This window comes from uncultured Spongiibacter sp. (genome assembly GCF_964011655.1).
Taxonomy (GTDB): Bacteria; Pseudomonadota; Gammaproteobacteria; order Pseudomonadales; family Spongiibacteraceae; genus Spongiibacter; species Spongiibacter marinus.
In genome coordinates this window covers 14,436-28,078 of record NZ_CAXGPO010000010.1, presented here as the reverse complement: position 1 = coordinate 28,078, position 13,643 = coordinate 14,436, and the positions used below count along the sequence as shown (strand labels likewise).

Annotated in this window: 9 protein-coding genes; 4 read left to right on the top strand and 5 right to left on the bottom strand. The window is 56.1% G+C overall.

All coding sequences use genetic code 11. From position 1 onward, the window contains the following. Positions 1-10: 10 nt before the first annotated feature. Both ABNS66_RS06875 and ABNS66_RS06870 read right to left on the bottom strand, forming a co-directional pair. Positions 11-796 carry a DUF1295 domain-containing protein gene (locus ABNS66_RS06875; RefSeq protein WP_204995222.1) on the bottom strand — a complete coding sequence of 262 codons (786 nt, stop codon included), beginning with the start codon at positions 794-796 and terminating at the stop codon, positions 11-13. Next, positions 793-1,725: an oxidoreductase gene (locus tag ABNS66_RS06870; protein ID WP_286836726.1), complete on the bottom strand. Its 933-nt coding sequence runs from the start codon at positions 1,723-1,725 to the stop codon at positions 793-795. Before ABNS66_RS06870 ends, ABNS66_RS06875 begins: the two co-directional genes overlap by 4 nt. A 62-nt stretch (positions 1,726-1,787) precedes the next feature. Between ABNS66_RS06870 and ABNS66_RS06865 the strand changes: the two genes are divergently transcribed. From ABNS66_RS06865 to ABNS66_RS06850, 4 genes are all read left to right on the top strand, one after another. Then, positions 1,788-2,378, top strand: coding sequence for a tRNA-uridine aminocarboxypropyltransferase (locus ABNS66_RS06865; protein ID WP_286836725.1), 591 nt, complete (start codon positions 1,788-1,790; stop codon positions 2,376-2,378). Positions 2,379-2,562: 184 nt separating this feature from the next. Next, entirely contained in the window at positions 2,563-3,510 is a 948-nt protein-coding gene (locus ABNS66_RS06860) for an NAD(P)-dependent oxidoreductase (RefSeq protein ID WP_286836724.1), read from the top strand. A gap of 38 nt (positions 3,511-3,548) precedes the next feature. Further along, positions 3,549-6,146: a TonB-dependent receptor gene (locus ABNS66_RS06855; RefSeq protein ID WP_286836723.1), complete on the top strand. Its 2,598-nt coding sequence runs from the start codon at positions 3,549-3,551 to the stop codon at positions 6,144-6,146. A gap of 66 nt (positions 6,147-6,212) precedes the next feature. Further along, entirely contained in the window at positions 6,213-7,025 is an 813-nt protein-coding gene (locus ABNS66_RS06850; RefSeq protein WP_204995217.1) for an SDR family oxidoreductase, read from the top strand. A 12-nt stretch (positions 7,026-7,037) separates the two neighbouring features. On the opposite strand, the gene ABNS66_RS06845 is transcribed toward ABNS66_RS06850, so the two are convergent. Genes ABNS66_RS06845 through ABNS66_RS06835 form a run of 3 tightly spaced genes read right to left on the bottom strand, consistent with a single transcriptional unit; the run spans position 7,038 to position 13,530 of the window. After that, positions 7,038-8,330 carry a DsbA family protein gene (locus ABNS66_RS06845; RefSeq protein ID WP_286836722.1) on the bottom strand — a complete coding sequence of 431 codons (1,293 nt, stop codon included), beginning with the start codon at positions 8,328-8,330 and terminating at the stop codon, positions 7,038-7,040. A 1-nt stretch (position 8,331) separates the two neighbouring features. Continuing rightward, positions 8,332-9,297: a diguanylate cyclase gene (locus ABNS66_RS06840; RefSeq protein ID WP_286836721.1), complete on the bottom strand. Its 966-nt coding sequence runs from the start codon at positions 9,295-9,297 to the stop codon at positions 8,332-8,334. 3 nt (positions 9,298-9,300) lie between these two features. Then, on the bottom strand, positions 9,301-13,530 hold the full coding sequence (locus tag ABNS66_RS06835; protein WP_286836720.1) for a response regulator: 4,230 nt from the start codon (positions 13,528-13,530) through the stop codon (positions 9,301-9,303). Positions 13,531-13,643: the final 113 nt, after the last annotated feature.

Here is a 13,643-nt window from a genome sequence, read left to right as displayed (position 1 = left end):
GGGTCGTCCTCTACAAAATACCCGGAAATACCGCTTTGCGGTGTGCCGGGTAATTGTCGAAGGTCTGCCGATACCACTGGTGATTACTGAGAGCACGGGGAAGCAAGTTCGCCAAGGTCCACAACAGGAAAACAGCCCCCGCCGACGACCACGTTGCGAGCGCCCAACCACACCACACCATGATTTCTCCCAGGTAATTGGGACACGACACCCACTCATACAACCAGCCACGCGGTATTTTGTAACCGCTCTCTCCCGGTTTGCGCAGCGCGGCCAACATGGCATCGCTGCGACGATTGACGTAATAGCCGACGAAAAACAGCGCAACACCTAAGATCAAGCGCGGGTCGGTAATCCATGCCGCGGTGTAATCCATCGCCAACGACGACCAAGACAGTATGCTGGCATTGAGAAACGAAATGCCAAAGTTGGTGAACAGCGCGATCAGCGGCAGTAACAAGGGCGTTTTATCGCCCGGCTTAACGCTGCGCTTAAACGGGTAGATAAAACTGCGCTGGAAGTAATGTACCTGCCACAGCGCAAACAGTAATAACGGCACGGGCTGCCAAGCGTTGTCACCCAGAAAATAGATCACCGCAAAGCCGATTGACGACGGCGCCTCCATGATCACCCATGCCACGCGCGTCGGCACTCCCGGCCCCCACCACCAGGCGCGATCCTCGGTATCGTGGCGACCGTACGATGCCTTAATAAAAAACTGCAGTACCACAAATACCAACACCGACATTGCCGCGTAGGCCATTAGCAGGCCGTCGTGCCACTGTATAACCGTCATAACAACCTCACACCACATAAGTCTTCAGACTGGCGCCACAGCTCCGCTGCCAACGCCGGATCCTGCGCTGCCGCCACCGCCGCCACCTTGGTGGGCGGGCCGCGAAATTCAAAGGGGCCGGCTGGGCCGATATAGTCACCACCGCTAACCACTGGCGACGTCGCCGCATACAGCGTTGGCCAGGCTCCCTGCTCTGCTGGCTGCGCCAAAATTCGATTCCCCAAATACGCAATCCACTCCCACAGACGCCGCCGCAACCCCGCCGGCGCATCGCTGGCATAGGCGACGTTGGTTGCCGCATAGCCCGGGTGGGCGGCAAGACTGAGGGCCTCCATGCCCGCGGCGTCAAAGCGACGCTGTAACTCCAGTGCAAAACTCAGATTCGCTAATTTGGCGCGCGCGTATGCCGCGACTTTGGAGTAAGGCGTGTGCTGCCAATGCAGATCATTCATTAGCAATTGCCCCTTGCGCGCAGCGAGGCTGGAAACCGTGACCACCCTCGCCTGTGTCGCCGCACGCAGTGCCGGCAACAGTTGCGCGGTAAGTGCAAAATGACCAAGGTGGCTGACAGCAAACACCATTTCATGGCCGCGCGCATTGCGCAGCAGCGGCAGGCCCATCACCCCGGCATTGTTTACCAAACAGTCGAGTTGCCCATGTGTGGACAAAAACACGTCAGCCGCACGGGCAACTGAATCCAGGTCAGACAGTTCCATGGTTATCGCCGATAGCTGCGCGCCAGGCACAAGCTGCTGAATGCGCTGCAGCGTTTGATCGGCCTTTTCCTGGCTGCGGCAACTGACGACTACCCGCGCTGAGCGCGCCGCCAACTGCGCCGCCGTTTCAAAGCCGATGCCGCTATTCGCGCCAGTGATCAGCACAGTTTTGCCCGACAAGTCGGCAATTTCATTCGGGGTCCAGTGCGCCATGAATTCCTTTTCCTCTATAGTGGTAGCCTCAACGACGCGCGACATCTTAACCGGAGACTCCATTGGCACGCTCACACTGCGACGCATGCAACCGCCCAACGAAAACCTGCCTGTGCGACGTTATTGTCACGCGCCGCTGTGCATATGAGCTGATTATTCTACAAGACCCGAAAGAGGCACGGCATGCTCTCTCCTCGGCCCCGTTACTGCAGCGCTCCATACAAGATAGTCGATTAGTCGTCGGCGAGTATTTTCAGCCCGAGGCCTTGTTGGGCCCAGACTGGCGCAAGCAATGCCTGCTAATCTTTCCCGGCGAAAACCCGCTCAGCGCGGCGCAAGCACAGCAACGTCAGTTCTCCCAGATACTGTTGCTCGATGGCAGCTGGCGAAAAGTACGGCGACTGTTGCACTTGAACCCCTGGCTCACAGAGTTGCCCTGCCTCGCTATTAGCCCTTCGGCGCCCAGCCACTACCGTATCCGAAAGTCCCCCCGCAGTGACGGTCTATCAACCATCGAGGCCGCTGTGGCCGCGCTGAATGCGCTTGACCACAGCAGCAACTATAGCGACATCCTCGCCGCCTTCGATCAAATGATCGATTACCAAATTGCCGCCATGGGCGCCGCCACCTTTCGCAAAAACTATCCCGCCTAACCCCGCCTATTTCTTCCTATGCACGCCTTGTATGGCGAGCGTGGCGTCGACGCCGCGACGTTGACTTATGTAACGCAATTATATATCTTGCCGAGCAACTTATGTAAACCAGTTACAAAAAATAACGAGACATTATGCAGTCGCACTGTTCACAAGCTCGCCGTAAAGGCAAAGGCCTCGCCCGATGAAAGTACTGGTAACAGGGGCGTTTGGTAACCTGGGGCAATTGGTGGTGGAACAGCTATTGGCCGACGGCCATCAGCTGCGCTGCTGCGACCTGGATGCGCCACAACAGCGGCAATTAGCCAAACCCTATCAAGCACGCTGTGAAATCCTGCTGGGCGATATCACTGATAGCACCCAGCACGCGGCGCTAGTCGACGACATGGATGCCATCGTCCACCTCGCCTCAATGCTGCCCCCCTTAACCGAGCGTGCACCCGCTGTCGCTCATCGGGTAAACGTCGACGCTAGCTGTTCACTTATCGACCAGGCGCAAGCGCAGTCGCGGGCCCCGCTGTTTATCTTTCCATCGTCGGTAACCGTGTTCGGACACTCACAACGCCAGGCGCCACTGCGCCATTGTGCAGACCCGGTGATCGCCACTGACAAATACACCGAGCACAAGCTGGCAGTTGAGCAATACCTTCAGCAATCGGCTATTCCCTGGGTGATTATGCGAGTGGGGGTCTCGGTAGATGCTCGCACCACGCGAACAGAGCGCGAGGTACTTCGACAGCTGCTGGCGATTCACCCTGACACGCCGCTGGAATACATTCACCCCCGCGATGTCGCGCTAGCGATTAGTCGAGCACTGAGCTGCCCCGCCGCGCAAGCCAAAACACTTTTACTCGGTGGCGGGGAACGCTGCCAAATCAATCAACGGCAATTCATCAATACCGCGTTTCAAGCGCTGGGATTGCCACTACCAGAGGGTATTCACGGACAGGCAAATTTCTACACCCATTGGATGGATACGCGCGAGTCCCAGGCACTGCTGAATTATCAACGGCACAGCTTCGAAGACTACCAGCAGGAAATGCACATGCTCTTTGCCAACGTCAGGCGTCTACTCTGGCCACTTCGGCCGATATTGCGGCCGCTTCTGCCAACGGTGCTCAAGCAACTTTAACCCTTAAACCTATGCAGATAATGATAAAGGTGTGTTCTATGAAAACGCAGAAAAACCACCGCCTTCCTCTCACACTGGCAGGACTCATGGCGGCAACCCTGCCCCCCGCCGTGGCGGCGAACCAAGGCAGCTCCGCGGGCGTGATTGAAGAAGTGATCGTCACCGCGCGAAAACGCGCTGAGAGCATTCAGGAAACGCCGGTCGCCGTCACCGCGATCACCGGGGACTCGCTACGTGAGCAGGGCATACTCGGCGCTCAGGAGTTGAGTAAGTCGGTGCCCAGCCTGCAAATCAATAACAGCACATCGCCCCAAATTTTTATTCGCGGCATCGGCCAGCGAGCGCCCTTTGCGCGCTTCGACCCGTCAGTGAGCGTCTATTTAGACGGTATTTTCATCCCACGTCCGGATGGCCAGCTTTTGGATACCATCGATGTAGACAGCGTTCAGGTTCTGCGTGGGCCGCAGGGAACGCTGTTCGGTAAGAACAATACCGGGGGTGCTCTGGTCTTCACCCTGACAAAACCGGGAGAAGAATTCGGCGGCTATATTGAGGGCAGTCTTGGTAACTACAATGAGCAGCGCCTGCAAGCCGCGGTCGACTTACCCATCAATGATGAATTGCTGACCCGCATATCGGTAAACACCCGCCGCCGCGACGGCTTCCTGAAGGACGCCACCGGCCGGGAAAATCAGTCGATCGATCGGCTGTCTGCCATTTTCCAAACGCGCTGGCTGGCAAGCGATGATTTAACCATCGACGGTTTTGCCTTTGTCGGCCGCACGCGGGAAAATTTCCCCTCGTACCACTGTCGGATTGTCAACGAAGATGCCCTCTTTGTGAACGGCCTCGGCATACTTTGGCCCGGTGACACAGACCCAAACAATCCCTCGGCCTACAAAGACAATTGTGAGGCAAACTCCCGCGAGTCACAGGCAGACCTGCACACCAATCAAGGCGATAGTCAGCGTCAGAAAAAAGACCAAGACGAGCTTATGCTCGGCCTGACCTTTGACTACCAGTTCAGTGCAGACCACAGCATGAAGTCTATTCTGGGCTACCGCGACGCAACGAAATTCAACCCGCAAACGACCGCAGACGAAGGCGGGCCAGCAGAGTTTTTGCGAGCAGACCTACTCGACGACAGCCTGCAAGAATCGCTTACCTTTGAACTGCAATTCAACGGCGTTTTGTTCGACAGTGTCGACTACGCGGCGGGTATCTTCTGGCAAGACGAATACAAGTCCGAGCGCTTTAACACTGCCAACCCACTCGTCGGTGCCGAGCCCACCAAATTTCTTGGTTTGGCAGCTGGCCAGCAAGGTGTAGACATTGGCGTTGTCGGTGACTTGCTCAACACACTGACTGGTCTTGTTCCCGGTGGCACACTACCTTTAGTCGCGGGCGCACTGCCATTGGCAACCGTTCAGGACTTTGAAATCGACGGTGAAACCTTTGCTGCGTTTACTCAAGCCACATGGCACATCACCGACAACCTAGAGGTTACGCTGGGCGGGCGCTACACCGAAGAGACGCGCGACTCCTACTTGGTTACCCGCAGCGCCGACCTCGCTGAAGTGACCTCCATCATTTCTAGTGCAGACCCACGCTTTGTTCCGGTATTGCCAGATATGGGGGCCATGGCATTTTTGGGGCGTTGGTCACAAGACCCACTCACCATTGCCAACAACATCTTGCGCGAACGTTTCACTGGCGATATTCGAGCGCCCTTAGGCGATGCGAAAATCGACCAGCGAGAAGACACCTTCCGTCAATTCACACCGATGGCTTCTGCCGCCTATATCTTCCCCGAGGAACTGCTTGACGGCAGCATCATCAACTCGGCGATGGTTTACGCAACATGGAGCAACGGTTTTAAGTCAGGCTTCCAGGAGCCATTTGGCTTAGACGGCCTGAGCGTAGTTGAACCCGAAGAGCTCGAAAACCGCGAAATCGGTATCAAGATCGATGCGCTAGAACGCTCTCTGCGGATCAATCTTGCGGCCTACTCCATGACGTTTGAGAACATGCACCTAATCACTGTAAATGTTGATTCGAACAACACCTTGGTAGTTGGCTCGCAAAATGCGGGTGAATCAGTAATCGAAGGTGCCGAACTGGAGGTAATGTGGTTCCCGTCAATGAATACCATGGTCAACTTCACTTACAGCAACAACAATTATCGCTATGAAGAATTCATGGATAACGACCTGAAATCCCTGGCGCTTCGTGGTGAGTTTGTTCCCATCGACCGTTCTGACGAAGAATTTGCAGTATCGCCGGAAGAAACAGCGGCACTGGGTATCCAGTACACGCTCAATACCGAGTTCGGTCGCTTCGTGCCCCGACTAGACGCCAGCTATAAGAGCGATATTTACCTCGGCCTGGACCGAGGCGCGTGGGAGGCGTCAAAACGCAAGGAAGCACTCACGTATGCCGATGCCTATGTGCTCTTCGACGCGCGCCTGAGCTGGAGCAACGACGCCGATGACCTGAGCATTGCCGCCTACGTGAAAAACCTGACCGACGAGCGCTACGACATTGGTGCGGTAGCCGCCGGAGACAGTATCGGCACACTCACTACTGTGCTCGGCGACCCGCGCACCTACGGCATAGAACTTCGTAAAACCTTCTAACCTTCCTGTCATTAGGTGGTGTCCGGCCCACCCTCCGGCCACCGCCCTTTTTTTACGAGCGAATTGATGAACTCTTTTACAGCTAAAACGGCCTTGATCACTGGCGCCGCCGGTGGCCTCGGCAGTGCGCTGGCGGCGCTTCTGGCCAGTAAAGGCTGCCACCTCGCACTGGTTGATATCAACGGCGACGCACTCAAACAGCTAGCGGATTCACTGGAGGGACAAGGTGCCACAATTTCTTGTCACACCGCCGACCTCTGCGACCGCCATCAGCTGATAGATCTAGTCGATGCACTGAAAGAGCAGTACACATCGCTTGATATTCTGATTAACAACGCAGGGATAACTCTGCAGAAGAGTACTGAAAATCACCGCCAAGCGGATTGGGAAAAGGTCTTCCAACTGAATTTTTTTAGTGCTGTGTTTCTCAGTCGAGAATTGCTGCCGCTGCTCAGAAACAGCGGACAAGGACACATCGTCAACCTATCTAGCATGGCAGCATTCTTCGGTCTTCCCAGCCAGTGTTCGTACAGCAGTAGCAAAGCGGCCCTGCAAAAATTCAGTGATTCGTTACGCGCGGAACTGAGTGGCGAGGGAATCGGCGTCAGCTGTATTCATCCGGGAGCCATTAAGACCGATATGATTCTGGCCACACTCAAAGAATCGGACGATGTACAGCAGGCAGAGAAAAATATGCGACTGGCGCAGCGCGTTGGCGTGAGTGCACACTACGCCGCGCAGCGCATTGTAGGCGCGATAGAGCGCAACAAGCGCAGTATTTGCATTGGCGTCGACGCGAGGGTATTTAAAATTGTCAGCGGCGCATTTCCCGGCCTGTTATCACAGCTGCTGGCAAAAACATTTGCTCGCCTAAGCTAAGCGACAGGTCGCTTAGCAGCGATGCAGGGCCGCGCTACCTATCATGGCATTTTCCACAATGCCAATGCGGTCCTGCCCCCATAGCACTAACTCGCCATAGCGAAAACTCGGCACGCCCCAGCAACCCATGGCATACATCTCTTCCAGGTTTTTTTGCACCGCGCCCCGCCAGTGGTCATTGCCGAGTTGCTGTCGCGCTGTCTGCCAATCCAAACCACAGCGCTGAATAATACGCTTCAATCCACGATCGCTGGCGGCATCAATGCCTTGAGCATTTACGCCGCGGGCAAAACTAAGCAAAAACGGTAGCAAGCGTCCGCTAGACTCCGCGTAGTCACAAAGTGCATAGCAACGCTCCACGGCATCGCCCAGCGGGTCGGCAACAAAACCGTACTCCAGGCCCTGCTTTTCCGCCTCCCGAACCGTGTCATGAAAAATATACATTTTCTTGTCAGGAGGTACAGGCATCCCGCGCATCATCATCGGCAGCACCGGCTTCACCTCAAGCGCGATGCCGTAGTGCTCACTCAGCTGCGCCGCCTTCTCTAGCGCCAAGTATGAATAGGGGCTGCGCGCAGACCAGTAGAGCACTAAGGGCAGATCCGGATCGACAACATCGGCGCGCTCACCGCGACAAAAACCGCTGTAGCTGCGCGTATACACCGCCTTTTCATCCGGCCGCTTTGCACCGCCTTCGGCAATAAGCCGCCGTTCAAGGTGATCCAGCCGGTCCACGCCCCAATACCATTCCGGCGCACAGTAAATCATCGCCCCAGCGTAATGCCCCAGCGTTTGTAAGCGTTGAGAATTTTCCGCCAGGCACTGACGGGCCCAGGAATCCAACGCGAGTAATTGCGTCGGCATCCGTCCCTGCCAGAGCGCCGCCAGCAGGGCGCGCGCTTGCCGCGGAAAATCGTCTACGGGTAACGACAGCAGGGATACCGCCGTATGGTCGATAGCGGCCTGCTCTAACGCGGGCAATTGTGAGGGAAAGTCTAAGTTGTATAGCCTGGCAAGATGTTCAGCGTCGCGACAGGCATACTCCCGCCACATGGTTTTTTCCGGGTACATGTCCTCGGGCGACTCGACGATCACCCACCACTTTACCTCGACATTAAAGCGCGAGCAGACATCGTCCATTACCTGCAATAGCAAATAGCTGTAGGGGTCATCAACGCGAATGAACACATCGAGCGTATGCGGCCTGCCGGCCAAACGCCGCTTCGCGCTGTGGTAGCCCCGCCGCAAGGAAAGTAAGGACGTACTTGAAAGCACCCGGGCAAGGTGGGGCATTAGCGGGTTCATGTCACGACTCAGCTTGCTGAGCTAGCGGAAATTGCACGCCAAAGACGCGGTTGCGGCCAGATTGCTTGGCAAGATACAACTGCTCATCAGCAACTTTAAGCAGGTCCGGCGGCTCCAGTGCATCGCACTGGGCGGTGGTAGCAACCCCGAGACTCACCGTTACCGTTGCCGCCGTTTTCGATTCAACGTGGGGGATCGCCAGCCCTTCAACGGCCTGACGCAATTTTTCGGCAATATGTTTGGCGCCCTCCAGGTCGGTATCCGGTAACAGGCAGACAAATTCCTCACCGCCGAAACGGGCGAGCATATCGCGTCCGCGCTCAACACTGGAAGCCAACGCCGATGCTACTGCCTTCAAACACTGGTCACCGTCCAAGTGGCCATAGTGGTCGTTGTAGAGTTTGAAGTGATCAACATCAACCATCAGCAACGAAAGGGGCGACCCTGAACGGCGACATGCCCGCCACTCGGCATCCAGCCGCTCATCGAAAATGCGTCGATTGGGCACGCCGGTCAAACCATCCAGGGAAGCAAGCATGCGCAGCGCATCAGTTTGCGCTTTCAGTGTGAGCTGCGTTTTTACCCGAGCTCTAACCACTGCGGGGTTTACTGGCTTGCTAATAAAATCGACAGCACCCACCTCCAGGCCGTGGGTCTCCTCTTCGGGGCTATTTTGCGAGGTCACAAAAATCACAGGAATGTCGGCGGTATCGTCATCCTCTTTCAAACGTTGGCAGGTTTCCAGGCCATCCATACCCGGCATGATCACGTCCAGCAATACCAGATCGGGCTGTTTGTCTCGACACAGCGCCAGCGCTTGCTCGCCACTCGTCGCCATGAACACTTCATGATCGTCAGCGAAAATCTGATAGAGGGTCTGGATATTCACCGGCTGGTCGTCGACGAGCAGTAGCTTTGGCAGCGACCGCAACATCGGCTTCACCCAGTCGAGTGCTTTTTCCGTCATTGTTTACAGCTCCGTATTACTGTTTTGCGCGTCGAGCTCTGCCTTAACACGCTCCAGCGCAGCAAGGGCGCCGGCAAAATCGAGACTCGCTATGGATTCCGCCAGTATCTCGGCTCCGGCGACCGCTGCCAAGCCCACTTCCGCGCGGAGCGTATCGTGCACGGCCATCGCGCGCATATTACTGTCCCGAAGGAGAGCTTCTAGCTCCTCACAACCCTTGAGTAGCTGCGCGGCATCCACCTTGGTATGCCCTTCATCGCCTGCACTGGGCGCGGGCGTCAACTGGTTCGCCAACTCACTAAAAACGGCACATGCGCGTTTTAATTCGGCGTCTGCACGCTGGAGATCCTCAACAAGGGCATCGGCACTTGCCCCCTGTTTACAAGCATCCTCAAGGTCACCCAACATCTGCGCCAGCGCCGAAGCCCCCAGTGTGGCGGCAACACCGCGCACGGTATGCAGTTCACGAGTTGCCAGCGGCGCGTTATTTCCACGCAGACTTTTCTCAACCAGTTTGAGGTCACCGCAATGCCTGTCGGCAAATCGTCGCGCCTGCGTGGCCAGCAAGCCGCGATTATTCCCCATGCGCAGCAAGGCTTCCTTAAAATTGAAGCCCTCCGGTGACGCTGGCAAATCGGGCTCGACACGCTCAACCACAACTGACTCATCGGCCACTGCTTCTCGCCCCGCGGCCTTTAACACGGCATCAACCAATTCAGACAGCTCAAAAGGCTTGCCTACATGATCATTCATTCCTGCGTCTAAGCAGGCCTTGCGATCAGATGGCAGGGCGTTGGCGGTCATCGCGATGATGGGCAAATCTACCAGACCCATTTCCTGACGAATCTTCCTGGTCGCTGTCAGGCCGTCCATCTCAGGCATTTGCAAATCCATCAATACGGCATCAAAGGGCGATGCACTCGTGCGTATTTGCTCCAGCGCCTCCAAGCCGTTTTCAGCCAACTCGATCTCAGCGCCCTCCAATGCCAGCAGCTCCCGCGCCACTTGTTGGTTGGTGAGATTGTCCTCCACTAATAACAGGCGCATACCTGCCAGCGGACCCTTCGCCACTGGACTGACAACCTCGTTCTTGTCGCTGTCATCCACCTCGGAGACTGCGTCTACCGGCTCCGCCCTCGCCGGCAAGCTCGGTGCCACAGCATGTGTCAGCGCTTCGCTAACAGCATTGAAAATATCTGAGGCGGTTACCGGCTTCATCAAAAAACCATCCATCGGGCTGCCGCCCTCGCGCTCTTCCTGCGCGTATACATCTTTCGCGTGGGCGGTCACCATCACCAGTTTTGGACAGCGCTCACCCTGCTCGCGGCGGATCGCCTCAGCGGTTTGCCAGCCGTTCATGCCCGGCATCATCCAATCAATAAACACGACATCGTAAGGCGTCGAGGCAGCGCGGATTTTTTCCACGCCGGACTCGCCATCCGCCGCTTCGTCGCAGTGCCAGCCCATCGACTCGCAACTGGTAGAGATGATCTGTCGCGCGTTGGCGTTGTCATCAATACACAGTATACGAAGACCCTGTAAACCCTGAGAGAGTTCACGCGCACGCGGTGCCGAGCGCTCTGCCCCTTCGACATTTTCTAACAACAGGCTAAATGAAAACGTACTGCCGCAGCCTTCCTCGCTGTCGACTTCGAGTTCACCACCCATCATGCGGATCAAGCGCTGACAGATCACCAGGCCGAGCCCCGTGCCGCCATATCGACGGGTCGTTCCCGCCTCGGCCTGAGAGAAAGACTGAAAAATGCGCTGCTGCTGTTCAACCGACATGCCAATACCGGTGTCGCGAACGCTGAAACCCAAAACAATGCGCTGGCGCTGCTGGTGCTGCACCACCACACTGATCATCACTTCGCCGCTATCGGTGAACTTCACGGCATTCCCGGCGAGATTGATAAGCACCTGCTTGATACGCAGGGCATCACCACACACCTGACTGGGAATGGCCGGGTCCACATTGAAGAGTATTTCCAGTTGTTTTTCGTCAACATTCATACTCAGAATATTGGCGATATCGCGCAAGACCTCGTCCACGCTAAAGGGGTGAGGGTCCAGCAACAGCTTACCCGCCTCGATTTTGGAGAAATCCAGAATATCGTTGATGATCCCCAGCAAGGCCTCGGCAGCGCCACTGGCCTTTTGCACATAATCGCGCTGCCTTGCATTGAGGCCGGTATGATCCAATAGGTTTAGCATCCCCAGCACCGCATTCATCGGTGTGCGAATTTCATGGCTCATATTGGCGAGGAATTCGCTCTTTGCTTTGCTGGCGTCCTCCGCCACCGCCCTGGCGTGCTCCAGCTCGCGCTGTTCTTGCTTGCGGGTGGTTAAGTCCACGGCCACGCTGAGGAAGCCCAGTACATCCCCCTCGTCGCTGAGCATCGATACGGTTTTTAATAACACTGGGAACTCTTGCCCATCCCGTCGACGAAATACCCACTCTCGTTCATCACTGAAACCCGCCTTTAAAAGCGAATAGGTATCGAGCTCACCGCCCTGCTCAATCGCCTTGTCACGCAGGGCCTGGTTAAATTCGTCGCCAACAAAGAAGCTGTTGATATAGCGCTGGCCTACCACCTCTTCTTGGCGATAGCCGAGCATTTTCTCCGCAGCGGAATTAAACAGGGTGATTTTGCCCCTGGGGTCGCTGGCGATAATTCCGTAGCCGGCCTTTTCAAGAATTGCCCGCTGAGTTGCCAAGGTCTCACTCAGGTCCTTGGTACGCTGGGCCACCACCTCTTCAAGGGACTCATTGAGCTGGCGCAATTTGCTGCGCGATTCCTTCTCCTGGCTGATATCCCGGACGATCATCGCCGCGCTGGTTATTTTGCCAGCGACCTTCACAGGCGAGACATTAATAGCGACCTCAATACGGTTACCCGATTTATCTTTCCGGTGCGTTTCCACATGAGGCACAGGCACACCCGCGCGCATCTGCTTTAGAAAAAGCTGCTCTTCATCTCTGCAGTCATCCGGCAAAATCAGTGACGCCGTCGTCTTCCCTACCACCTCGTCTTCGCGATAGCCGAACAGCAACTCTGCCGCTGCGTTCCAGCTAATCACCACGCCATCCAGACTGACCGCGATCACGGCATCGTTACTGCCATCAATAATCGCGACTCGCTCCGCATTTCGCTCAATGGCTTCGTCGCGTCGGCGCATATTCACAACGAACTGAAGAAGTAATATGAAGGTGATCAGCGTAAAGCACACAAAAACCGCCGCATTAAAACGCAGCATGCGAAATACCGCATCATCAACCAGCGCTTGATCTGCGGCGACAACCAACGTGACCCAATGGCGGTCATCGTAGGTCAATCGCTGTTTCAGTGAGTACCAAGTGGCTTCCCCACCGCGCTCACGATAGGGCCGCAGGCCATCGGCCATCGGCGCATCGAAGGCCTGCCCCCACTGATAGGACGGCCCAAGTTCGTAGGCCAGGGTTTTTTCACTGTAGGGATGCAACAAAAAATGCTGCTCTTCATCGAGGAGGTAAACTCGGTAGCCCTGCGGCAGGTCTTCCCGGATCAATCGCTGGCTGTAGCTAAAATCCAGATTCATCACGACCACGCCAAACAAACGCTGTTGCGCGTCGAAAACCGGCGTTGCTATTCGCAGCGTGGGCCAAAGTGGGCGCTCGATCTTCCCGCGCTCGCGGTTAAAATTAACCCGCGAAAAATACACCTCGCCCTCATTGAGCTTGCTAGATTCTTTAACGTAGTCACTATGGCCTTTTTGCTGCAACTGAGACTGGGGAATAATTTGAACGGACTCGCCATCACTGTCGACGCGCACTAATTCCCGCCCACCATCATCCATTCCGATAAAGCGCAGCTGACGCACCTCACCGCGGCTGTACATGTAGGCACTAAAAATCTCTTGTAAGCGCTGCTGCCAGTCTTGCAGGTTGCTGCGGGTGTCGGGGTCTTCCCCGGAATTTTCCGAGGCGCGCATAATGCCAGAGATGGGCGGCGTGTTAGCCAGGAAAAGCGTGTCGCTTTCGTACTGGCCTATGTGGTTATCCAGCGCTCGCGCGCGAGCATCGAGAAGGCTGCTCAACACCTCGCCAACCGCCGACACTTCCTGTTGATAGGCACGACGCTCCGCCAACGGAAACATCACAATAAATACACAGAGGAAGACCAGCAGCACACCGGCGAGTAATCGCGGGCCAAGCGTGTTGTAGATATCCTTCAAGCGCTTAAAAATCAACATGCATCCTTTTGATATCGCGTTTCATCCGGAGGGGTCACAACGGGATGTTACCGTCATTCTCGCACACCCTCCTTTAAAACATAGTGCACCGCCGCACAGCAGAGCTGTATTCG